General features: G+C 72.7%; 14 protein-coding genes. 10 read left to right on the forward strand and 4 right to left on the reverse strand.

Going from position 1 to position 24,624, the window contains the following annotated elements; all coding sequences use genetic code 11:
- The first annotated feature begins 54 nt into the window (after positions 1-54).
- A complete protein-coding gene (locus tag G3I77_RS08095) occupies positions 55-10,983 on the forward strand; it encodes a non-ribosomal peptide synthetase (protein WP_248501941.1) in 10,929 nt (3,642 codons plus the stop codon).
- Entirely contained in the window at positions 10,973-12,673 is a 1,701-nt protein-coding gene (locus G3I77_RS08100; protein WP_248501942.1) for an ABC transporter ATP-binding protein, read from the forward strand. The genes G3I77_RS08095 and G3I77_RS08100 overlap by 11 nt, the downstream gene beginning before the upstream one ends.
- A gap of 252 nt (positions 12,674-12,925) precedes the next feature.
- On the opposite strand, the gene G3I77_RS08105 is transcribed toward G3I77_RS08100, so the two are convergent.
- Complete coding sequence (locus tag G3I77_RS08105) at positions 12,926-14,032, reverse strand: alpha/beta hydrolase-fold protein (RefSeq protein ID WP_248501943.1); 1,107 nt, start codon at positions 14,030-14,032, stop codon at positions 12,926-12,928.
- 94 nt (positions 14,033-14,126) lie between these two features.
- On the opposite strand from G3I77_RS08105, the gene G3I77_RS08110 reads away from it, so the two are divergent.
- Genes G3I77_RS08110 through G3I77_RS08120 form a run of 3 tightly spaced genes read left to right on the forward strand, consistent with a single transcriptional unit; the run spans position 14,127 to position 16,468 of the window.
- Positions 14,127-14,339 carry an MbtH family protein gene (locus G3I77_RS08110; protein ID WP_248501944.1) on the forward strand — a complete coding sequence of 71 codons (213 nt, stop codon included), beginning with the start codon at positions 14,127-14,129 and terminating at the stop codon, positions 14,337-14,339.
- Between the two features lie 8 nt (positions 14,340-14,347).
- A complete protein-coding gene (locus G3I77_RS08115) occupies positions 14,348-15,922 on the forward strand; it encodes an amidohydrolase (RefSeq protein ID WP_248501945.1) in 1,575 nt (524 codons plus the stop codon).
- A 30-nt stretch (positions 15,923-15,952) separates the two neighbouring features.
- A complete protein-coding gene (locus G3I77_RS08120; RefSeq protein ID WP_282572655.1) occupies positions 15,953-16,468 on the forward strand; it encodes a GNAT family N-acetyltransferase in 516 nt (171 codons plus the stop codon).
- Here G3I77_RS08120 and argB read toward each other — a convergent pair.
- A complete protein-coding gene (argB, locus tag G3I77_RS08125) occupies positions 16,455-17,342 on the reverse strand; it encodes an acetylglutamate kinase (protein ID WP_374385364.1) in 888 nt (295 codons plus the stop codon). The genes G3I77_RS08120 and argB overlap by 14 nt on opposite strands.
- A 174-nt stretch (positions 17,343-17,516) precedes the next feature.
- On the opposite strand from argB, the gene G3I77_RS08130 reads away from it, so the two are divergent.
- Positions 17,517-17,846 carry an STAS domain-containing protein gene (locus tag G3I77_RS08130; protein WP_248501946.1) on the forward strand — a complete coding sequence of 110 codons (330 nt, stop codon included), beginning with the start codon at positions 17,517-17,519 and terminating at the stop codon, positions 17,844-17,846.
- Between the two features lie 29 nt (positions 17,847-17,875).
- Here the strand turns inward: G3I77_RS08130 and G3I77_RS08135 are convergent, their stop codons facing one another.
- Both G3I77_RS08135 and G3I77_RS08140 read right to left on the reverse strand, forming a co-directional pair.
- Positions 17,876-18,196 carry an STAS domain-containing protein gene (locus tag G3I77_RS08135; RefSeq protein ID WP_248501947.1) on the reverse strand — a complete coding sequence of 107 codons (321 nt, stop codon included), beginning with the start codon at positions 18,194-18,196 and terminating at the stop codon, positions 17,876-17,878.
- Positions 18,196-22,335, reverse strand: coding sequence for a SpoIIE family protein phosphatase (locus G3I77_RS08140; RefSeq protein ID WP_248501948.1), 4,140 nt, complete (start codon positions 22,333-22,335; stop codon positions 18,196-18,198). Before G3I77_RS08140 ends, G3I77_RS08135 begins: the two co-directional genes overlap by 1 nt.
- A 201-nt stretch (positions 22,336-22,536) precedes the next feature.
- On the opposite strand from G3I77_RS08140, the gene G3I77_RS08145 reads away from it, so the two are divergent.
- The 4 genes from G3I77_RS08145 to G3I77_RS08160 all read left to right on the forward strand — a co-directional run bounded on the left by G3I77_RS08145 (position 22,537) and on the right by G3I77_RS08160 (position 24,592).
- Complete coding sequence (locus G3I77_RS08145) at positions 22,537-23,124, forward strand: PP2C family protein-serine/threonine phosphatase (protein WP_248502618.1); 588 nt, start codon at positions 22,537-22,539, stop codon at positions 23,122-23,124.
- Between the two features lie 164 nt (positions 23,125-23,288).
- Entirely contained in the window at positions 23,289-23,930 is a 642-nt protein-coding gene (locus G3I77_RS08150; protein ID WP_248501949.1) for a PAS and ANTAR domain-containing protein, read from the forward strand.
- A gap of 178 nt (positions 23,931-24,108) precedes the next feature.
- Positions 24,109-24,288, forward strand: coding sequence for a DUF6480 family protein (locus G3I77_RS08155; RefSeq protein WP_248501950.1), 180 nt, complete (start codon positions 24,109-24,111; stop codon positions 24,286-24,288).
- A 1-nt stretch (position 24,289) separates the two neighbouring features.
- Positions 24,290-24,592, forward strand: a complete 303-nt coding sequence (locus tag G3I77_RS08160) for a TspO/MBR family protein (protein ID WP_248501951.1) — start codon at positions 24,290-24,292, stop codon at positions 24,590-24,592.
- Positions 24,593-24,624 lie beyond the last annotated feature (32 nt).

Raw genomic sequence — 24,624 nt, forward strand, 5'->3', positions numbered from 1 at the left:
ACCCTTATTTAGGTTAGCCTAACTCCACATTCTGGAAGGGACGCTGAGTCTTCGATGATGGAACCGCGCGCTCGTCTCGCACTGCTCTCTCCCACGCGCCTGGCCGATGTGCGCCGGCGGATCGGCGACTACCCGGACAGGACCATCACCGAGGCCTGCGCCATCGGCCTGTCGTACTGGGCGACGGGTCGAAGCCCCGAGGGCATCGACCTCGCCCCCGGCACGCTCTTCGCCGACGTCCTCGGCTGGGTCGACAACGGCGGTGCCGCGCCCGGCGGTTGGGACGTCACCCCGGACGGCCGCGGCATCACCGTCCCCGACGGCGTCACACCCGAGGACGCCCAGCTCGCCCTGGACGACCTGGCCGACTTCCCGGACCGGCCGCTCGGCACCATCGGACCGTCCAGCGTCGCGGCCAGACTCGCGACCCTGGCCGGGTGGAACGACAACCGGGCCGACCGGGTCCGCCCCACCATCGTCGAGATGTTCCGCGAGCAGGCGAGCGCCAGACCGGACGCCACAGCCGTCGTCGACGAGCACCGGTCACTGACCTACCGTCAAGCAGCCGAACTGTCCGGCCAGTTGGCCCACCACCTGCTCGCACGCGGACTCGGCTCCGAACAGGTCGTCGGGATCTCCCTGACCCGCTCCGCCGACATGGTCATCGGGCTGCTCGCCGTGCTCCAGGCGGGGTGCGCCTTCGTACCCCTCGATCCGCAGTGGCCCGCCGCGCGCCGGGCCGTCGTCATCGAGGACGCCCGGGTCGTCGTCCAGCTCAACGCCTCGGGCGAGCACGACCCGGCCGAACCGGACGCCGTGGCCGTCGACTTGGGCCACTGGCAGTACGGCTCGTACCCGGAACAGGGGCCCGACGCCACCGTCCTCGGCGACGCGCTGGCCTACGTGATCTTCACGTCCGGTTCCACCGGGCGCCCCAAGGGCGCGATGATCCGGCACGAGGCGATCAGCGAGCGCCTGCTGTGGCAGGTGAACGAGATCCTCGGCTTCGGCCACGACGACGCCTCACTGTTCAAGGCGCCGCTGTCCTTCGACATCTCCATCAACGAGATCTTCCTGCCGCTGGTCTCCGGCGGCCGGCTCGTCGTCCTGCGGCCCGGCGGCGAACGCGACCCGCACCACCTGCTGAGCGTCATCGCTGAACAGCGCGTCACCTTCACGTACCTGGTGTCGTCCATGCTGGACGTGCTGCTGGAGATGGCCGGCGACTCCGGCCGCCTGGACAGCCTGCGGCACGTGTGGTGCGGCGGGGAGGTGCTCACCCCGGAGCTGTACGAGCGGTTCCGCACCAAGCTCGACAACATCCCCATGTACCACGGCTACGGCCCCGCCGAGACGACCATCGGCGTCTCGCACGTCATCTACCGGGGCGCCGCCGAACGCCTGTCGACGTCCATCGGCAAGGCCAACCCCAACACCCAGCTCTACGTCCTGGACGAGGAACTGCGCCCGGTCCCCGTCGGTGTCGGCGGTGAACTCTACGTCGGCGGCTTCCTCCTGGGCCGCGGCTACGTGGGCGCCCCCGGCCTGACCGCTTCCCGCTTCGTCGCCAACCCCTTCGCGAACGACGGCTCACGCCTCTACCGCACCGGCGACCTCGCCCGCTTCGCCCCCGACGGATCGCTGGACTTCCTCGGCCGCGCCGACAACCAGATCAAGATCCGCGGCATGCGGCTGGAGATCGAGGACGTCGAGGCCGGACTCGCCGAACACCCCCGCGTACGGCACACCTGCGTCGTCGCGAGGAAGAACGCGGCCGGCGGCACCTACCTCATCGGCTACGTCATACCCGCCGCCGGCAGCGAGGAGCTGCGGGCGGACGAGGTCAAGGCATGGGCCGGCGCGCACATGGTCGAGTACATGGTGCCCGCCCACATCGTCGTGCTGGAGGAGTTCCCGCTCACCGCCAACGGCAAGCTCGACCGGAACGCGCTGCCCGAGCCCACCATCGAGACCGGCGCCCTCGTCCGCCCCGCCACCGACGACGAACGCGCGGTGTGCGCCGCCGTCGCGGAGGTGCTGCGCCTCGAAGAGGTCGGCGTCGACCAGGACTTCTTCCAGCTCGGCGGCGACAGCATCCTGGCGATCTCCCTGCTGAGCGCGCTGCGCGAGCGGGGCCTGCACGTCACGGCGCGGCAGATCTTCACCCACAGCACCGTGGGAGCGCTGGCCGCGGTCGCGAGCCGCGAGGACGTCTCCACCGTGGACCACGCCGATGTCGCCACCGGCACCGTCGTGGGCCCGCCCGTCGTGCAGTGGCTCGGCGAGACCACGGACGCCATCGACGGCTTCGTCCAGTCGGTCGTCCTGAACACCCCCGCGGAGCTGACCGCCGACGCCCTCGACGCCGTCCTCACCGCCCTCGTGACCCGGCACGACATGCTCCGCGCCAAGCTGGTGCGCGGCAGCCGCTGGAGCTTCGACATCCCCGAGGCGGACCGGGCCGTGCCCGGCTGGCAGCAGAGCGACCGGCCGCTCGACGAGTGCGTCGCCCTCGCCACCGACGGACTGGATCCCTCGGGCGGCGTGATGCTCCGGGCCGTCTGGCGCCCCGGGGCACGCCAACTCGTCCTCGTCGCCCACCACGTGGTCATCGACGGCGTCTCCTGGCGCGTCCTGATGGAGGACCTGGCCACCGCCTGGCGGCAGTTCGCTTCGGGCGAGCCCATCGAACTCCCCGCGGTGGGCACGTCGTTCCGCCGCTGGACCCAGCTGCTGGAACGCGCCGCGTTCGACGCCGACAGCTCCTGCTACCGGCGCCCCCTGCCCGGCGAGGACCAGCCGCTGGCCCGCCGCCCCCTGTCCGAGGCCCACACCGTCGCGAACGAACGCCTGCGGACCGTCACGGTCGGTCCGGAGATCACGGCCGCGCTGCTCGGCGAGATCCCCGCGAAGTTCCACGCCGGCGTCAACGACGTCCTGCTCACCGCGCTCGCCGTCGCGCTCGCCCGCCGGCGCCGCGACCTCGGCCAGGACCAGACCTTCGCCCACATCGAACTCGAAGGCCACGGCCGCGAAAGCCGGTTCGTCGCCGGTTCCGCCGGCTTCGAGCCGGAACTGTCGCGCACCGTGGGCTGGTTCACCACCCTCTTCCCGGTGACCGTGGACCCCGGCACGGCGTCCGACTTCACCACCCCGGCGTACCTGACCGCCGCCCTCAAGGCGGTCAAGGAGGACCTCGCCCGGGTACCGGACAACGGCGTCTCCTACGGCGCCCTGCGCTACCTCACCCACAGTGAGTTCGACGCTCCCGCACCCCAGGTGCTCTTCAACTACCTGGGCCGCTTCGCCGCCGGCGCCCCCGGCGACTGGCAACTCGCGGGCACCACCGGCCAGCTGGGCGAGAAGCGCGACCCGCGGATGCGCCTGCCGCGGGCCCTGGAGTTCAACGCGATCGCCGAACCCTCCGCCACCGGCGCCTACGAGCTGGTCACCACCATCTCCTGGCCCGACGGCATGTTCACCGACGCCGACATCACCACCCTCGGCGACTACTTCCGCACGGCCCTGGCCGGACTCGCCGCCCTCGACCAGGGCGGCCACTCGCCCAGCGACTTCCCCCTGGTAGCGCTCACCCAGGCCGACGTCGACACCCTGGACGGCCCGGCGCTGCGGGACATCCTGCCGCTGACGCCGCTCCAGGAAGGCCTCTACTTCCACTCGGTCTTCGACGACGACTCCGTGGGCGCCTACGTCGAACAGCAACTGCTCACGCTGGGCGGCGAGGTGGACGCCGACCGGCTCGCGGCGGCGGCCACCCGGCTGCTCACCCTGTTCCCGAACCTGGCCGCGCGCTTCACGTCCCTCTCCGACGGCCGGGTGGTCTCCGTCCTGGAGAACGGCGTCGAGGCACCCTTCACCACGCTGGACCGACCCGGCATCACCGACGAGGAGATACGCGTCCTCGCCGAACGGGACCGCCGTACCGGCTTCGACCTGGCCACCGGCCCGCTGATGCGGTACACGCTCATCCGCTCCGGCCCCGAGCGGAACGTCCTGGTGCAGACGGTGCACCACATCATCGCCGACGGCTGGTCGGTGCCGCCGATGCTCCGTGCGCTGCTGGCCGAGTACCACGCGCCGGGCACCGTCCACCCGCTGGGAGGCTTCGCCGACTACGTGCACTGGCTCGCCGGACGCGACGCCGCCGAGAGCGACCGGGTGTGGCGCGAGGAACTCGCCGAGCTGCCCGGCCCGTCGCTGGTCGCCGGGGGGCACACCCCCTCCGACCGGTTCGCCGACACCGCCGTGGAACCCGAGGGCGACATCGACGCCGCCGTCCGAGCGGCCGGCGTGCCGCTGAGCGTCGCCGTGCACAGCGCCTGGGCCGTCACCCTGGGCGGTCTCCTGCACGGCAGGGACGTGGTGTTCGGCTCCACGGTCTCCGGCCGCGACGCCGATGTGCCCGGTATCGGGGACATGGTCGGCCTGTTCATCAACACCATCCCCGTACGCGCCCGTTGGACCTCCGGGACCACGGCCGGCGACCTGCTCGGCTCGGTGCGCGACCACCAGAGCGCGGTCCTGCCGCACCAGCATGTCTCCCTGGCGCGTATCGGCCGCCAGGCCGGCGCCGGTTCCCTCTTCGACACCCTCGTGGTGTTCGACGTGGCCACCGACGTGGCCTCGCTCCGGCGCCCCGGCGACACGCTGACCGTCACCGGCCTCGTCAACGAGGGCGCCCCGCACTACCCGCTGACGCTGGTCGCCGAGCGCACCCCCGACGGCCGGCCGCGCTTCAACCTCATCTACGACGGTGACCTGCTGCGCGAGACGACCGCCCGGGCGATCCTGCGCACGTTCACCCGGACCCTGAACGGCCTGCTCACCCACCCGGACACACTGGTCGACGACCTGACGCCCGAGAGGGAGCGGCGCCCCGCCCCGATCACCCCGGCCACCCTCGGCGGACTGTTCGACACCGCCGCCCGCCGCGACCCGGCGGCCACAGCCGTCACCCAGTGCGGCCTCGACGGCGCCACCCGGTCCCTGACCTACGGCGAACTGTCCGCCGCGAAGAACGACCTGGCCTCCGCCCTGCGCGCGGCCGGGGTCGGCCCGGGCCGGCGGGTCGCCGTGGCCGTCCCGCGCTCCCTGGAGCAGGTCGTCGCCCTGGTCGCGATCGTCAGCGCGGGCGGGGCGTACGTCCCGCTGGACCTGGCGTACCCGGACGAACGGCTGGAGTACGTCCTCGCCGACGCCGCCCCGCAGGTCGTCCTCGTGGACCGTGACCAGCGCGACCGCTTCACGCACCTCCTGGCGCGGGCGGGTGTGCCGGCCCGTGTGCTGGTGCAGGGCGAAGAGCCCCCGGCCGCCCGCACGGAGCCCGGTCCCGAGCCCGACCGGCACACCCCCGCCTACGTGATCTACACCTCCGGATCCACGGGCCGCCCCAAGGGCGTCGTCGTCCCGCACTCCAGCGTGGTGTCGCTGCTCACCCACACCCGGCCCGACATGGACTTCGGCCCGGACGACGTCTGGGTCCAGTTCCACTCCTTCTCCTTCGACTTCGCCGTCTGGGAGCTGTGGGGCGCACTGGCCCACGGCGGTGAACTGCTGGTGCCCGACTACGGGCTGACACGCTCCCCGGTCGACTTCCACCGGCTGGTCCGTGAGCGCGGAGTGACCGTGCTCAACCAGACCCCGTCGGCCTTCTACCAGTTCATCGAGGCCGACCGGCTCGCCGGCGAACCGCTGCCCGCACTGCGCCGGATCATCTTCGGCGGCGAGGCACTGGACCTCGGGCGGCTGCGCGGCTGGGTCGAGCGGCACGGCACGGCTGCCCCCGAGCTGGTCAACATGTACGGCATCACCGAGACCACCGTCCACGTCACCCACCGGGTGCTGAACGACGAGGACTTCGGCCCCGGCGACGCCGTCAGCCCCATCGGCGGCCCGATCCCCGGCCTGGTCACCTACCTGCTCGACGACCGGCTCCGCCCGGTGCCGCCGGGCCGGGAGGGCGCCATCTACGTCGCCGGCGACCAGGTGTCGCTCGGCTACCTGGGCAGGCCCGGGCTCACCGCGGGCCGCTTCGTGGCGAACCCGTTCACGGCCGACGGCTCCCGCATGTACCACACGGGCGACCTCGCCATCCGCACCCTCGACGGCGAGCTGGTCTTCACCGGCCGTGCGGACGATCAGGTGCAACTCAAGGGATTCCGCATTGAGTTGGGCGAGGTGGAGGCCGCGATCAGGGCCCTCGACGGCGTGACCGACGTGGCCGTGACGGTGGCGGAGAGCGGCGACCACTTGGTGGCGCACGTGGTGGGCAGCGTGCCGGGTGATGTCGAGGGCCAGTTGTGCAAGAAACTCCCCGTCCACATGGTCCCGGGTCGGGTGCTCCCGATCGACGCCCTCCCGCTGACGATCAACGGCAAGCTGGATCGAAAGGCCTTGGCGGAGCGCCCCTTCAGGGGCGCGGGGCTGTATCGATCTGCGGCTCCGCCGCGGGGCGCGACCAGCCACGATGCACCCGCAGGCGAACACTCAGCGCTCGCCACGCTGGTCGAGATCTTCACTCAGACACTGCCCGGCGCGGACATGACCGCCGACACCGACTTCTTCCGCGCCGGAGGCGACAGCATCATCGCCATCACGGTCGTGAACAGGGCCAGGACACTGGGCCTGCCCATCACCCCGCGGGACGTCTTCCTGCTCAAGACGCCCCGCGCCCTGGCCGAACACCTCGCAACAAGTACGCACCGGTCCGCACCGGCGGCAACCCGCCGCGGGGACGGCCCCCTGCCGCCCACCCCGATCATCCTCCGCCAACGCGAACTCGGCGGCTCCCTCACCCGCTTCGCCCAGGCCAGGACACTGGTGGCCCCCGAAGGCACGGGCTTCACTGACGCCGTGCGCGCCGCGAACGCCGTGGTCGCGGCACACCCCTCCCTCCGACTGCGGTTGGGGACCGAACACGGCGTGTGGACCCTCCGCACCGACCCCGCCCGCGAAGTCACCGTCGCACGCCCGGACACCACCGACGCGACAGCCGTCGCGAACGAGGCCGCCGGACGCCTCGACCCCGCGTCCGGGGACGTGGTCGCCTTCGCGTGGCTGGAGTCGAGCCGCACCCTGGTCGCCACCGTGCACCACTTGGCCGTCGACGCGGTCTCCTGGCTGATCCTGCTCGACGACCTGGCCACGGCCCTGCGCGGCGAGCCCCTCGCCCCGCCGACCACCTCGTACGCCGAGTACGCCGAAGCCCTGACGCTCCGTGCGACCCAGGACCCCGCCGACCTCGGCCGCTGGGTCACCACCCTCCAGGCTCCCGAACTGCTCCCGCGTACGGGGGCGTTGCGCAAGACGACGGTGGTAGTCGCCCCGGACGTGAGCGACAGCGTCACCCGCACCGCCCCCGCCGCACTCGGCGTCGGTCTCACCGAGCTGCTGTGCGGCGCCCTGCGCACCGCGCTGACCCGGATCCAGCCGGCGCCCACCGACCTCGCGATCGACCTGGAGCGGCACGGCCGGGTCCCGGTCCTCGAACAGCACGACTACACCCGTACGGTCGGCTGGTTCACCTCCGTCGCGCCCGTACGGCTCACCCCGCACACCGACCCCGTCGCGGCCGCACGCGAGGTCGCCGAGCGCCAGCCGGACGAGGACGGACACGTCGCCTACGGCCGGCTCCGGTACCTCAACCCGCAGACGGCCCCGCTGCTGACCGCCCGCCCGCAGGTGCTGTTCAACTACCTCGGCCGGGGCAGCGAGTCCCAGGCGCTGCACCTCACCGGCGGCGACCAGGGCAGCCCGTACGCCGTCGAGGTCAACGCGTGGACCGACGAGGTCACCGGAAGCCTGCTCGCCGAGTTCGTCCTCGCCGAGAGCATCCCCGACGCGATCACCGAGCACTGGCGCAGCGCACTCCAGCACCTCGCGGACGCCGCGACGACGGCCGAGCGCACCGCACCGGTCACCCCGCTCCAGCGCGGCCTGTTCTTCCAGGCCCAGATGGCGGGTTCGGCCGGACACTACGTGGCGCAGAACTGGTTCACCTTCGACCGGCGCCTGGACACCGACGCGCTGGCCGAGGCGATGGCGCATGTGATCGCGCGGCACCCGGTGGTCGGCGCCGGCTTCAGCACCGACGACGACGGGAACCCGGTGCAGGTCCTCAAGGCCGGCCGGCGCGTCGACGTCCGTACGGTCGCCCTGGCGACGGACGCGGAGGTCGACGCCCTGCGCACCCGGGACCGGGACACCGGCTTCGACCCGGGCGAGCCGCCGCTGATCCGGCTGACCGTCGTGCACCTGCCCGACGAGCGGGACGGGCTGCTGCTCAGCTACCACCTGCTGCTGTGGGACGGCTGGTCCCGGGAGATCGTCCTGCGGGACCTCTTCGACGCCTACCGTGCCGTCCTCGCGGGCCGGCCACTCGAAGCGACGCCCGCCACGCCGAGTTTCGAGGAGTACGCCCGGGCGCTCGACGCCAGGGACGCGGCGGTGTCGGAGCGCTTCTGGGCGGACCACCTGGCCGGCCTCCCCGGCCCCACCCTGCTCGCCGGACCGGCGCCGTCCTTCACGGACGACCTGCCGAGCGCGCTCGTGCACACGCTGACCGCCGAACAGTCCGACCTGGTGCGGGAGGCGGCCCGGGTGCACGGCGTCACCCTGAACTCGGTGCTGACCGGCGCGTTCGGCCTGCTGCTCGGCGCGCACACCGGCCGCGGCGACGCCGTGTTCGGCGTGACCGTCTCCGGCCGCGAGGGCGAGGGGCTGTCCGGCATCGTCGGCGTGCTGCTCAACACCGTGCCGATGTGGACCCGGGCCCGCCCGGACGACACGGTCCGCGCCTACCTGTCGACCGTCCAGGCGGCCCGGGTCGAGGCGATGGAGCACGAGCGTCTCGGGCTCGGCGAGATCCAGCGGGCCAGCGGCCACGACACCCTGTTCGACAACCTGTTCGTGCTCCAGAACTTCCTGGACATGGACGCGTTCGCCGAGATGAACGCCCGGCACGGCATCACCTCGGTCAAGGCCGACGACTCCACCCACTATCCGTTCACCTGGGTCGTCACGCCCGGGGAGCGGCTCACCGTCAAACTGGAGTACCGCGACGGCGACACCGGGAACGCCCGCCGTCTCCTCGACGACTACCTGAGCGTGCTCGGGGACCTGGCCCGGGCGACCGGGCCGGTCGGCGCACTGCGAGGGCTGGGGCCGGTACCCGAGCCGGGCGAACGCACCGACGTCGGCACGGACACCGTCGTCGACCGGTTCGACCGGGCGGCCGACCGCGACCCGCAGCGGGTGGCGCTGGTCGCCCACGGCTCGACGATGACGTTCGCCGAACTCCGCGACCGCAGCCGGGTCGTGGCGGGCGTGCTCGCCGCGCGCGGCATCGGGCCGGAGACCACCGTGGGCCTCGCCATCCCGCGCTCCCTCGACTGGATCGTGGCGCTGTTCGCCGTTCTGCGGGTCGGCGCCGCGTATGTGCCGCTGGAGCTGGACCACCCGGACGAGCGGATCGCCGCCATCGTCGAGGACGCCGGGCCGGACGTGATCCTCACCGTGAGCGCCGTGTCGCCTCGGCTGACCGGCGAGCTGATCGAACTCGACCGGCCGCTCCCGGATGCCGAGCCGTACCGGACGTTCGCGCCGGACGACCCGGACCGGCTGCGCCACCCCGCGTACACGATCTACACCTCCGGCTCGACCGGGAAGCCCAAGGGCGTGGTGACCGAGTACGCCGGGCTCACCAACATGCTGATCAACCATCAGCGCCGCGTCTTCGAGCCCGTGCTGGCGGAGCACGGCCACCGCGTTTTCCGGATCGCGCACACCGTGTCGTTCGCGTTCGACATGTCGTGGGAGGAGCTGCTGTGGCTCGCCGACGGCCATGAAGTGCACATCTGCGACGAGGAGTTGCGCCGGGACGCGCCCCGGCTGGTCGCGTACTGCCTGGAGCACGGGATCGACGTCGTCAACGTGACCCCGACCTACGCGCAGCAACTGGTGGCCGAGGGCCTGCTCGACAACCCGGCACGGCGGCCGGCGCTGGTGCTGCTGGGCGGCGAGGCCGTCACACCGACGCTGTGGCAGCGGCTCGCCGAGACCGAGGGCACGGTCGGCTACAACCTGTACGGGCCCACCGAGTACACCATCAACACCCTGGGCGTCGGCACCTTCGAGTGCGAGGACCCGGTGGTGGGCGTGGCCATCGACAACACGGACGTGTACGTCCTGGATCCGTGGCTGCGGCCGCTGCCGGACGGGGTGCCCGGCGAGCTGTACGTGTCGGGCATCGGCATCGCGCGCGGCTACCTCGGGCAGCCCGCCCAGACCGCGCACCGCTTCGTCGCCTGTCCGTTCGGCGCGCCCGGCGAGCGCATGTACCGCACCGGCGACCTGGTGGTGCGCCGGCCGGACGGCAACCTGATGTACCTGGGCCGCACCGACCAGCAGGTCAAGATCCGCGGCCACCGGGTCGAACTCGGCGAGGTCGAGGCGGTGTTCGCGGCGCACCCGGCGGTGCGGTTCGCCGCCGCGGTCGCCCAGCCCGACCCGCAGGTCGACGGCGCCTACCGGCTGGCCGCCTATCTGGTCCTGGAGGGGGCGGAACTCGCGGCCGTCGCCGCCGACGTGGGCGCCGGGCTGCCGGACTTCCTGCGGCCCACGCACTACGCGCAGGTCGACGGCATCCCGCTGACGGTGAACGGGAAGGCTGACACCAAGGCACTGCCCGAGGCCAAGCCGCTGGGCGCGCTGACCACGGCGGGGGAGCGGGGCCCGCAGACCGAGACCGAGACCGTGGTGTGCGAGTACTTCGCCGAGGCACTGGATCTCGACGACGACGAGGTGAGCGCGGTGAGCGACTTCGTGTCCCTGGGAGGACACTCCATGCTGGCGGTACGGCTCGTCGGGCTGCTCCGCCGCGAGTACGGTCCCGTGATCACGATCCGCGATCTGTTCACCCTGCGAACCCCGGAAGCGATTGCCCGCCACCTCGATGACAACTGACACGCAGCGGCCCCGCCACGGGGCCGCCATCCTCCGGACGGCCCTGCGCCGCAACATCGGCGCCATGGCCTGGGGCACCCTCCTCATGGGCCTCTACCAGGCCGGTGAGACGGCCTTCCCCATCGCGCTCGGCCTGATCGTCGAGCACACGATGCGGGACGGCCGCAGCCTCCAGGCGCTCGCCCTGTCGATCGGCGCGCTGGCCGTGATCATCACGACGGTGTCGCTGTCGTGGCGGTTCGGCATGCGGATCCTGCAGAAGGCCAACACGACCGAGGCGCACCGCTGGCGGGTGAAGGTCGCCGCCTGCGGCCTGCAGCCCGTGGCCAGGGACGTCGACCTCAAGTCCGGCGAGGTGCTCACCATCGCCACCGAGGACGCCGACCAGACCGCCGACATCATCGAGGTGGTGCCGCTGCTGATCAGCTCCCTGGTCGCGGTGCTGGTCGCGGCGGTCGCGCTGGGACTGGCCGACATCCGGCTCGGTCTGCTGGTGATCGTGGGCACCGTCGCGATCCTGTCGATCCTCAGCGTGATGTCCAAGCGGATCGGCAGCAGCACCCAGGAGCAGCAGGCCCGGGTGGCGCGGGCGGGTGCGAAGGTCGCCGACCTGATCACCGGCCTGCGTCCGCTGCACGGCTTCGGCGGCAACCACGCGGCGTTCCGGTCCTACCGGGAGGTCAGCACGGAGGCGAAGCACCAGTCGATCACCGTCGCCAAGGTGAACGGTGCCTACGCGGGCACCGCGCTGGCCCTCAACGCGGTGCTCGCCGGCGCGGTGACCCTGACGGCGGGCTGGCTGGCGTTCGAGGGCCGGATCACCATCGGGGAACTCGTCATGGCCGTGGGCCTGGCGCAGTTCATCATGGAACCGCTCAAGCTGTTCTCGGAGATGCCCAAGTACGTGATGATCGCGCGTGCCTCGGCCGAGCGCATGGCGCTGGTGCTGTCGGCCCCGCCCGTGACGACCCCGGGCTCCGAACGCCCCTCAGCGGGCGGCGACCTGGAGATCGACTGCGTCCGCCACGGCACCCTGACCGATCTGAAGTTCCAGGTGAAGGCGGGCGAGTTCGTCGCCATCGCCCCCTACCAGCCCCGCGCGGCGGCCGACCTCGCCGCCGTCCTGGCCGTGCGTGTCCCGCCCACCGCGTACGAGGGAACGGTACGGATCGGCGACAAGGACCTGGCGGACCTCTCCGTCGAGGCGGTCCGCGAACACCTGCTGGTCAACCCGTACGACGGGGAGATCTTCGCGGGCACCCTCCGCACGAACATCGACCCGTCGGGCACCAGCCGGACGGTCCCCGGCGCGGTCGAGGCCTCCATGCTGACCGACGTCGTCGCCCTGCACCGCGAGGGCCTCGACTACGGCGTCCGCGACCGCGGCGCCAACCTCTCCGGCGGCCAGCGCCAACGCCTCTCCCTGGCCCGCGCTTTGGCCGCCGACACCGACGTCCTCGTCCTGCACGATCCGACGACAGCGGTGGACGCGGTCACGGAACAACTGATCGCCCGCAACGTGGCGAAGCTGCGCCGGGGCCGCACGACGATCGTGATCACCAGCAGCCCGGCGTTCCTGGACGCGGCGGACCGGGTCCTGGTCCTGGACGACGGCACGATCACGGCGGAGGGCACGCACCGCACCCTCCTGGCAAGGGACCAGGACTACTGCTCGGCGGTGGCACGCTGACCTGTCGTGGGGGCGCGGGGCTGAGTCGATGTGCGGCTCCGCCGCGTGGGCGCGACAAGCTCCCGAGCACCCGCGGACGGCGACGGCGCTAGGGGGCTTCTGATGGATCTCCGCGGCGTCGCGACGCCCGGCACGCACTCTCGCCGCACCGGACAAAAGGCCTAGTAGCTCCGCTACGAAGCCTTCCGCCCGGCACGCCGAGAGCACGCACCGAACGCCGCTCCTTCTTCCACGGAGATCCATCAGAAGCCCCTAGTCGCGCAGCGCCCACGCCACATCCCTGAGCAGCGCATGCCGCCACCCGGCCCGGTCATGCCCCGACGCGGACCGGGACACCCGCACGGTCGCCCCGGCCCGCTCCACCAACCCCTCGGTCACCTCACCATGGGGCAGCATCCGGTCCTCGTGCTCCCCGACGTCGAACGCGACCCGCAGCCCCGACAGAACCGCACCTTTCCGCAGCCGCTCGGCGATGACACCCCCGACCGGGCCCCCCAACGGATCGGCCCACCCCAGGGCATCCGGAGTCCACCAGAACGACCCCGACTGACAGGCGACCCGCGACACCAACTCGGGAAACTCCAGCGCCGCGTACACCGCACTCAGACCGCCGAGGCTCTGCCCGGCGACCACCAGCCGCTCCAGGTCGGCGGGCACGCCCGACTCCGCCACCAGCGGCAGCAGTTCGTCCCGCACCGCCTCCCAGAGCTCGGGCCGGCACGCGAACTCGGCCTCCCGGTCCTTGGCGGGCAGAAAGACCAGCGTGACCGGCGGCACCTCGCCTGCCGCCACGGCCGCGTCGAACGCGGTCACGGCCGGATGCAGATACAGCCAGTCGTCCCCGTCGAGCAGCAGCACCACCGGCCCACCACCCCCCGCCGGATGAATCCGCACCGTACGCCGCCCACCCAGCCGCTCACTCGCCCAGCGAATCCGCGCACGCGGCACCGGCAGCACCGCGTCGGGCCCGACGACGGGCCAGTACGGCTGCTCCGGGGCGTCCGGCGTCGCGACGACGGACCGGTCACCGCCCGCGCCGGCCGGGTTGAACGGGTCGGCATGGAACGCGTCCCCCGCCACGAACCGATACGTCACCCGCAGCCGCGCGGGCATGCGCACCTCGGCGTACCAGCAGTCCGTGTCCTTCCAGCGGCGCAGGGCAACCGGCTCCGACCAGCTCTCGAACTCGATGGTCACCGGCGACGACCCGCGCCACAGGAACAGGGTCACCCAACCGCCGCCCTCGGCGGGCACCGACGAGGGCGCCCCCACGGCGGTCCAGAAGGCGGCGCTGCCGGGCGCCCCCGGCAGCCCGAACCCGGCGAACGCGTCCTCCCCGCCGACCGCGGCCACGCGCATGAACGTCTCCTTGTGAGAGGGAAGGGGCAAAGGCTAAGCTCCCGTCAATTAGGCGAGCCTAACCTAATCTTGGCCCTCCGAGGAGGCACCGCGCATGAGCACCAATCCCTTCGACGACAACGAAGGCCGTTTCCTGGTCCTGGTGAACGACGAGGGCCAGCACTCCCTGTGGCCGTCCTTCGCCGAGGTGCCCGGGGGATGGACGATCGCCCTCGCCGAGACCACCCGCGAGGCCTGCCTGGAGTACGTCGAGACCCACTGGACGGACCTGCGCCCCCGGTCCCTCGCCGCATCCCAGGACGTCTGACCCCACCGATGCTGTGCACCAGGCTGACCAACGCCCGTTTCCTCACCATGGATCCGGACCACCCGGTCGCTCATGACCTGGGCATCTGGCAGGGACGGATCGCCGGCCTCGACGAGGCCGTGACCTCCCTGCCCGCCCGGGAGGTCGTCGACCTGCAGGGCGCCACCGTGCTGCCGGGATTCATCGACGCCCATGTCCACCTCGCCTGGACCGGGTTCAAGCAGACCACTTTGAGCATCGCGGGCCGCACCCGCGTCGACGACGTGCTCGCGGTGGTGGCCGAGGCCGTCGCCCGCACCCGCGCCCCCGGCGACTGGGTGAGCATCGCCGGCTACGACCAGCGGGCCCTGGGCCGCCACCTCACCGCCGCCGACCTCGACCGGGTCAGCGACGGACGCAAGCTCTACCTGCTGCACGACTCCGGGCACGGCTGCGTCGTCAACACCGCCGTCCTGGACCTGCTCCCCGCGGACATCCCGCACGACAACGGCTTCCTCGCCGAGCAGGCCATGGGCGCCGCCCGCGCCCTGCGCCTGCCGCACTCCCAGGAGGACCTGGCCGAGGCGATCGGCCGCGCGGCCCGCACCTGCCTGGCCGAGGGCGTCACCGCCTGCGCCGAAGCGGGCATCGGCGGCACCCTCTTCGGCCACAGCCCCGTCGAACTCGGTGCCTATCAACTCGCCCTGGAAAAAGGGCTGTTGGCGCTGCGCGTACAGCTCATGGTCTCCGCGGACCGGCTGCGCCCGGTCGCCGCCCACGAGGCCGACGGCATCCCGAGGGCCCTCGACCTCGGCCTGCGCACCGGGTTCGGCGACGACCGGCTGTCCGTGGGCGCGCTGAAGGTCTACACCGACGGCGGCATGATGGCCCGAACGGCCGCCCTGACCAGCCCGTACGAAGGGCTTGACCACGGCGGGCAGTTGCAGGACGACCCGGACGTGCTCACCGGCCTCATCGTGGACGGCCACCTCGCCGGCTGGCAGCTGGCCGTGCACGCGATCGGCGACCGCGCGGCCGACCTCGCCCTGGACGCGATCGAGCGCGCCCACCGGATCCGGCCCCGCCCCGAGGCACGCCACCGCATCGAACACGCCGGGCTGATCCGGCCCGACCAGCTCCCGCGCTTCGCGCGACTCGGCGTCAGCGCGGTCGTCCAGCCCGGCTTCCTGCGCTGCTTCGGCGACGACTACGCCTCGATCATGGGCAAGGAGCGGGCGCCCTGGATGTACCGGGGCCGGGCCTTCCTGGACCACGGCATTCCCCTGGTGGGCAGCTCCGACCGGCCGGTCGCCGACGGATCGCCCCTGCGCGCCGTCCAGTTCATGGTCGAGCGCGCCGCCGCCTCCGGACAGCTCATCGGCCCGGACGAGGCCCTCACCGTCGACCAGGCCCTGCACGCCTACACCGTCGCCGGCGCCCGCGCCTGCCACTGGGAGGACCGCCTGGGCAGCCTCACCCCGGGCAAACACGCCGACCTGGTCGTCCTCGGCGACGACCCCCGGAGCGTCGGCACCTCGCGCATCGGCGACATCGAGGTCGTGGAGACGTACGTGGCCGGCCGCCCGAGCCGTCCGCGCGCTTGATCCCCGGTCCGGAACCGAGGAAGGAACCCCTTGACCACGGCCACGCAGCGCCCTGCCGCGCCGCCGCGCGCCCTTGGCGCACCGACGCCCGTCGTGCGCACCGCCCGCCCGGGCGAGGCCGGCGCCCTCGCCGCCCTGTCCCGGCCCTTCGTGCGCTCGGGCGCGCTGCGCGAACGCCCCGCCTCCCTCTACGCCGCCCACGCGGCCGACTTCCTGGTGCTGGGGGCCCCTGACGGCACTCTCGACGGCTGCGTGGGCCTGCGCGCCTACCCTGCGCACGCGGATGAGGGCTGCGCGGGCGTCGTCTACAACTTCTGCGTGGCCGCGCACCGGCAGGGGAGCGGAGCGGGCGCCGGGCTGTTACGCGCGGTGCTCGCCACGGCCCGCGCGCAGTCGCTCGACGCCGTGTTCACGGCGACCACCGGGGGCGCCGGGCTGTTCCTCCGCTACGGCTTCACGCCCACGGCCGCGCACCGTGCGCCGCGGCCCTGGGCAACGTCCCTGGACCCGCGGCGCAACGCGCGCGTCCTGGTCAGGACGTGGTGACCGCGTCGGGAACCACGGTGGTGCCCGGGCTGGTCTCGCCGAGCACACTGCGCAGCACCGCGTGCGGCTCGCGGCCGTCCACCACATGCGCCGTGCGCACCCCGCCGCGGACGGCCCGCAGGCAGCCCTCCATCTTCGGCAGCATCCCGCTCGCCAGCCCGGACAGCAGCCCGTCCAGCGCACGGGCCGTCAGACGCCCGATCACCTCGGTGCTGTGCGGCCAGTCCGCGTACAGCCCCTCGACGTCGGTGAGCATCACCAGCCGCTCGGCGTCGAGAGCGACGGCGAGGGCCGCCGCCGCGAGATCGGCGTTGACGTTGTAGACCTGCCCGTCCGTGCCGCGCGCCACGGGGGAGACGACGGGGATGTGGTCCTGCTCCAACAGTGCACGCACCATGGACGGGTTGACGTCCACGACGTCGCCGACGAGGCCGATGTCCACCGCCCGGCCGTCCACCCGGGCCGGCCGCCGCACGGCCGTCATGGTGTGCGCGTCCTCCCCGGTCAGGCCCACCGCGAAGGGGCCGTGGGCGTTGATGTGCCCGACCAGCTCCCGCTGGACGCGCCCCGCCAGCACCATGCGCACCACGTCCATCGTCTCGGGTGTGGTCACCCGCAGCCCCGCCGCGAAGCGGGTCTCCAGGCCGAGCCGGTCCAGCATCGCGCTGATCTGCGGCCCGCCACCGTGCACGACGACGGGGCGCAGGCCCGCATGCCACAACTCGACGACGTCCTGGGCGAAGGTCAGCTGAAGCCTCGCGTCCACCATGGCGTTGCCGCCGAACTTGACGACGACCACACCGCCCCGCGGTTCCCCGGGCCGGCGAAGCGCCTGGACGGACGGATCCCCTGCTCGGGCGGCTGTCACGGTCACGCGGTCGCTCCGATTCATCACGAGGCCGGACAGGCACGGGCCGGGGAAGTAACTTAAGTAAGCCTAACCTAAATGAGAGCTGTGGGCAGCCGTCCCGGCCCGTCCTTCTCCGGCCGCAGGGAGCACCGGGTAGCCTGGGCACAGGAGTGCCGGGCATCGCACAGATGGGGAGGCATGGAGGTGCTGCACATCATCGAGCGCGAGGGCGACCGCGTCGTGGCGCAACTGCCCGAGGATGTCGACCTGTACACCACGCCCTCGGTCGTGACAGCAGTGGACGCACTCATCGACTCAGGGTGCCGCCACCTGGTTCTGGACGCGACGCACACCCTGCACATGGACTCCACCGGTGTGAGCGCTCTGGTGGGCTGGTACCAGCGGCTGGACGGGGCCGGCGGCTCCCTCGGTGTCACCGGACTCCACGACGGCCTGCTCCGCATGTTCACCATCCTCGGACTCGACACCGTCATGTCGCTCAAGCCCGGCCCGGCCACGACAGCCTGACCTCACCGCGTCCGTACACCTCACCGCCGTCACCCCGAAGGTGCGTCGGGCGCCGCGCCCTCCGGACCGTGCACCGGGACCAGCTCGGCGAGGCCCGAGACGGTCAGCACCGGCGTCAGCAGAGGCGGCACGATCAGTTCCAGACCACCGGCGCTGCGGGCGAACAGCACATTCAGGCCCGCGCTGTCGAGATACCCGACTCCCGTCAGGTCCACGACGACACTCCCGCCGGCATCGTCCAGGGCGGCTGCCAGATCATCGGCATTGCTCTGATCGATCTCACCGACGACCGTCAGGACGCAGGTGCCGTCGGCGCGCCGCGTGGGGGTCAGGGTGAGCGGACTGGTCATCAGGTGGTCCTCGTGTGCATGTCGACGACGGTGCCGTCCGGGCCCGGAGTGATGGTGACCTGCTGCATCAGTGCCCGCATCAGCTGCACGCCGCGGCCGCGGTGCCGGTTCAGCTCGGGCCGCGGCTCCTTCCAGCGGCCGGTGTCGGTGACGGTGACACACAGATCGTGGGTGTGGGCCCGGGCGCTCATGCGGATGGTCCCGCCGGGCCGGTCGCGGTGCCCGTGCTCAATGGCGTTGGCGCACGCCTCACCCACCGCGACCAGGACGTTCTGGACCGTGTGCCGGGGGACCCCGCACTGGTCCAGCCAGTCCCGCAGGGCCCTGCGCACCACGGCGAGCTGCGCGGACTCGGCGGGGAACGTCACCTCCAGCGGCGCGGGGCGGCGGTACAGCAGAAGAGCCACGTCATCGGAGTACCCACCCTCGGGCTCGAGGCTCCTCATGATCCGCGTGGCCAGCTCCTCCACCCCGGCGTCCCGCCCCTCCCGCACCGCCCGGCCGGCCTCTTCCATGCCGACGGCCAGGGAGCGGCGACGGCGCTCGACGAGGCCGTCCGTGTACAGCAGCAAGGTGGCCCGACCCGGCACCGTGCACGCCCCCTCCGGCCGCGCCCGCCCGGGACGGACCGCCAGCGGCAGGGCGCGGCCCTCCTCCAGCAGCCGGACGGTGCCGTCGGGAAGGGAGAGGATCCCCGGCGGGTGGCCCGCACTCGAATAGACCAGCCGCCCGGTGTCCGGCTCCAGGACACCGCAGAACACGGTCGTGCACACGGCGCCGGAAATGCCCGCGGCGAACTGGTCCAGCGCCATCAGGGCGCGAGCCGGGTCCGGCTCGCGCAGCAGCAGCGCCCGGCACGCGCTGCGCAGCTGTCCCATGACGCTGGCCGCCTCCAGGCCGTGGCCGACGCAGTCGCCGACGACGATGCCGATACGGCCGTCGGGCAGGCTCACCGTGTCGTACCAGTCGCCGCCCACCTCGAGGGGCCGGGTGGCGGGCTCGTAGCGCACGGCGAAGCCCGCGGGGAGATCGGCCGGGCCCAGGATGGCGCGCTGCAGGGCGATGGCCGTCTCGCGCTGCTGGTCGATCCGGTGGACGCGGACCAGCCCTTGGGAGAGGTGCCCGGCCAGCAGGGTCAGCAGCAGCTGGTCCTCGCCGGTGAAGGGCCGCCGCTCGCCCAGGTCCACCCAGAGCGCCAGCGGACCGTCGGGATGTCCGAGGAGGATGCCGGCCCCGCCCTCGGTGACGACCGGGGTCAGTGTGGGCTGCCGCCGCAGTTCCTCGAGGAAGCGCCGGCGCTCCGCGGGCAGGTCCGGCCACGTCAGGGACGGCTCGGTGGCGGTCACGACCGGTTCGCCGCCCTGGCCGAACACGCCGGCCAGCACGCTCCGTGCCCGCCACAGCTCCTTGAGCCCGCGCAGCGCGCCGGCGAGTGCTGCGGACAGTCCGGCCGCCTCCGACAGGCGCGTACTCAGGGCCGCCAGGGCGGTCTCCCGCTGGACGGCGTAGTGCTCCGCGGTCACGTCCCGGAAGGTGCCCACGGTCATCCGGCGCCCGGTGTCGGGGTCCTCGGCCGTGTTGAACGTGGCGCTCACCCACAGCCGATGACCGTCACGGTGCCGCACGGGGATGGTGCGGGTCTCACGCGAACCGCTCGTCAGCCGGTCGAAGGCCACCCCTGCCTGCCGGTACGCCTCCGGATCGGTGTCCGCTTCGGGCCACCAGGGATGCACGGGCCGGTACGGCAGCCCCTCGGGCGGGTAACCGAGCATCTCGGTGAACGCCGAGTTGATCTCGATGACCGCCCCTTCCTCGTCGCAGACGAAGAACGCCTCCTGGAGCGAGTCGATCAGGGCGTTGCGCCACCGCAGATGATGCGTGCGCAGCCGCGCCAGTTCCACGTTCGCGCGGACCCGGGCCAGCAGCTCGGCGGCGGCGAACGGCTTCACGAGATAGTCGTCGGCGCCCGCCTGCAACCCCTCGATGGAAGCCTCCTGACCGGCGCGGGCCGACAGCAGCACCACGGGAATCGACGCCGTGCGCGGGTCGGAGCGGAGCGCCGCGACCAGCGCCAGTCCGTCCAGACCCGGCATCATCACGTCACTGACCACGAGGTCGGGCGGGTCGGCCCGCACGGCGTCCAGGGCGCTCATCCCGTCGGTGACGGCGGCGACCCGGTACCCGGCACCCGTCAGCAGGCGCTGCAGGTACTCGCGCATGTCGGCGTTGTCGTCGGCGACCACCACCCGCGCGGCGCCCACGGCCGCGGGAGCGCCCTCGGGCGCCTGCGTCACGGCCGTCACCGCGGAGGAGGCGTCCGGCAGCCAGCGGAGCGCCTCCTGCACATACGGGTCCGCGGCCGAGACGGGGGCCGCTGCGGTGGTGGCGGCCACGCCGTCGGCGGGCGGATGCGCGGTACCGAAGGGCAACCGGACGGTGAACGTGGTGCCCCGCCCCTCGGCGCTGTCCGCGGTGACCGTCCCGCCGTGCAGGCCGACCAGCTCCTTGACGAGGGCGAGGCCGATGCCGCTGCCCTCGTTGGACCTGGAGCGGGTGCTCTCGATCCGGTGGAACCGCTCGAACAGCCTCGGCATCTCCTCGGCGGGCACCCCGATGCCGGTGTCGGACACGGTGACCCGGGCCTGGCCGTCCACCGCGCGTACCGCGACGCGGATCGTGCCCTCGAAGGTGAACTTCAGCGCGTTGCTGAGCAGATTCAGCATCACCTTCTCCCACATGCCGCGGTCCAGATGCACGGGCCGGTCCAGCGGCGGGCAGTCCACCTCGAAGGCCAGCCCCGCCTTGTCGATGGCGGAGCGGAAGACGCTCGCCAGCTCCGCGGTGACGGCGGCCAGGTCGACCGGCTCGTACGCCGCCCGCATGCGGCCCGCCTCGATGCGGGAGAAGTCCAGCAGCGCGTTGACGAGCTTGCCCATCCGCAGCCCGTTGCGGCGGATGGCCTGCAGCTCCTCCCGCAGCCCCGGGTCGTCGCCCCACCGGGTGAGCAGCTCCTGCACCGGCCCCATGATCAGGGTGAGAGGAGTGCGGAACTCGTGGCTGATGTTGGAGAAGAACGCCGTCTTCGCCCGGTCCAGCTCGGCCAGCTCCTCGGCCCGGCGCTGCTGCGCCGCGTAACTGCGTGCGCTGCCGATGCCGGCCGCCACATGACCGGCGACCAGTTCGACGAAGCCGCGGTGGGTGTCGTCCGGCGGACGGTACCGATTGAGCCCTGCCACGAGGAACCCGTACGGCGAGTCGCCCTGGCGCAGCAGCGGCACCACCAGCGCCTGGGCAGGGGGCCGTGGCCAGGCACCGGCGGGCAGGTCGTCGAACGCGGGGCCGGCCAGGTCCACGAGCACGTGCTCGCCCCGGGCCAGCCGTCCGGCCGGCCACGCGGCGCCGGGATCGTCGCACCGTACGACCGCGGGCGCGGCCGGGTGGCCGGCGGCGATACCCGTGGCGACGGACAGGCGCGCCGAGCCGTCGTCCTGGAACAGGTAGGTACAGGTGAACGGCAGGTCCCGGGGATTGCGCTCGAGCTGCCGGGCGGCGAAGTCCAGCATCTCCTGCTCGGTACGCGCCACGCTGGGGTCGGAGCCCAGATCGCGCAGCGTGGCCATCCGCCGGTCACCGACGACCCGCGTGGTCTCCTCGCTGACCACGCACAGCATCCCCACGACCGCGCCGCGATCGTCCCGCAGCGGGCTGTAGGAGAAGGTGTGATACGTCTCCTCCGGGTATCCCGACCGCTCCAGGAACAGCAGCAGACCCTCGTCCCAGGTGGCCCGTCCCGTGGTCAGCACGGTGTCGATGCGGGGCCTGGCGTCGTCCCAGACCTCGGCCCACACCTCACGGGCGGGACGGCCGAGCGCCCAGGGGTACTTGCGCCCGAGCGTGTCGCGGCGGTAGGCGTCGTTGCAGAAGAACGTCAGGTCCGGCCCCCACGCCATCCACATCGAGAAACGGGACGACAGCAGGGTGCTCACGGCCGTCCTCAGGCTCTGCGGCCAGGTGCCGGGCGGGCCCAGGGGAGTGGCGGACCAGTCCACCGCGGCGAGATCCGCGCCGACCGCGTCGTCGGCGGAGAAGACGTCGGTGCGGGGCGGGGGTCTGTGCCCCGCGTCGTCCTGTCCGGCCATGCGCTTCCTCGCTCCCGGTGTCCGCCGAATCGTGCGGCCCGCGCGCGGCGATCCGCCCTCCCCATCCCCTGCTGGTGCCCGGAAGCCCGACGCATGCACCTCCTGACCCTCACATCCTCGCGCGCCGTCACACGGCACGCGTGACCGGCCGACGGGCCCGGCTCACGCCTCCAGGAGATCCGGCCCACGTGGGCGTTCATCCTGGGCGATGTCTGCGGACGCGGGGCCAAGGCCGCCACCACGACCGCCCTGGTCCGCCACACCGCCCGCGCCGTCGCGGCACTGCTCGACGACCCCGTCGACGTCGTCCGGGCCGTCGACAAGGCGCTGCACGACCGCGACCACCACCGGGACAACGGTATGACCCTCGGCTACGGCCACCTGGAACCGGTCGCCGACGGCCTCGCCGTCCACCTCGTCCGCGCCGGCCACACACCGCCCCTGCTGCTGGACGACCAGCACGCGGTCGGCACGGTGGAGGCGGCCGGCGGGCTGCTCGGCGTCGGCATCCCGCCCGGGCTCAAGGCCCGCCGTCTCACACTCCGCCCCGGCGCGAGTCTCCTCCTGTACACCGACGGCATCACCGAGTGCCGTGCCGCCGGTGCCGAGCAGTACGGCGAGACCCGTCTGGCCAAGGCGCTCGCCGCGGCACCGCCGCGGTCCACCGCGGCCGGGATCGTCCGGATCGTGGCCGTGGACGTCCGCGGCTTCGCGGGCGGCCGGGACGTGGAGGACGACCAGGCGGCGCACGTCATCACCGCGGGCGAACCGGCACCACGCCGCGGCTGAGCGCCCGAGGGAGTCCGGCGAGCGCCGGCACCGGTGGCACCGGAGGCCGTCGGAGGGCCCGCTGCTCCCGCCCGCCACGGGGAGGGGAGAACCGCTCTGTCACTAGAATGAAAAGCGCAGGTACCCCGTCGTGAAGGCAGGGGCGTCCGGACGGGAGGACGGCCGTGCAACAGGTAGCCGGTGTCAGTGGCGACGAGGCCGACACCCTGACCGGAGTGTTCGTCTACCGCGTGCCGGAGGACACCTGGTGGTGGTCCGACGAGCTGTACCGTCTGCTCGGCCACGCCCCGGACTCGGTGGTACCGACGAGCGCGCTGTTCCGCGAGCACTGGCATCCCGACGACCTCGAGCGGGTGGAGAACGCGCTGGCGGCCGTGCGCGCGGACGGCAGACCGTTCGGCTGCTACCACCGCGTCATGGACACCTCAGGTGCGGAGCACGCCGTCGTGCTGGTGGCCGACGGCCGGACGGACGACCGCGGCAGCGTGGTGACGCTGCGAGGTTTCGTCATCGACGTGACCGAGTCCCTGGTCTCCCACGCCCGGGATCTCGCGGAGAGCGACGTCACCAGGGCCAGGGTCAGCCAGCAGGACATCGATCTGGCGCGAGGCATCCTGATGGCCCAGTACGGCGTGGACGCCGACGTCGCCTTGCGTCTGCTGCGCCGCCGGTCCCAGGACACCAACCGCAAGGTCCGGGATCTGGCCCGGGAACTCCTGGCAGCGGCCCCCACACCGCCGGGGGAGGCGCGGCAGGACGTGTCGCGCCGGTTCGGTTCGGTCCTGTACGCACGGGAGACCGACTGAACGCGCCGGCGCACGCGAACCGGCCGGGCGCCGCCCGGTGCATCCGATCGCGGCGGCGGGACCGAAGCAACCGTACAGAGCAGTTCGTCCCCCCGGCGCCCACCCGTTCTCCCGCGATACGCCAGGAGCAGCCGGAGGGCTCCGTGAGACGGGCCGACCGACATCCGGAGGTGTGACCATGACCGAGCCACTGCCCCCGCCCGGAGAGACGCCTCCCGTGGAGGGATCGACGGCCGAGGCCCACCCGGAACGGCCGGACGGTGTCGTCTGGGAGCACCCGCGCGTCTGGCTGTCCCTGATCGTGATCGGTTGCCTGCTCGTCGCCGCGTTCTTCGTCATACGCATCCTGGGTCTTTGAGGTGGACGCGGCGTCGGACGCCGGAAGCACGTACCGCTCACTCGACCGTCCCGTGTGGGCCCCGCCCTCCTGGCTGTTCGGCCCGGTCTGGACGGTGCTGTACGCCACCAGCGCCGTCTCCGCCTGGCTCGTGCTGCGCCGCCGGTCACTGGCGGAGACCAGGGCGGAGGTCGTCTTCTGGAGTGCGCAACTCCTGCTCTTCCGGCGCAGCAGCCGGGCTGCCTCGCTCCTCCTCGTCCCTTGCGCGCTGTGGGTGCTGTACGCGGCGTCCCTCAACTTCGCCATCTGGCGACTCAATGGCTGACGGCCCGTACTGCTCGATGGGTGATCGGCTGG

The sequence above is a fragment of the Streptomyces sp. D2-8 genome, assembly GCF_023184515.1.
Classification (GTDB): domain Bacteria; phylum Actinomycetota; class Actinomycetes; order Streptomycetales; family Streptomycetaceae; genus Streptomyces.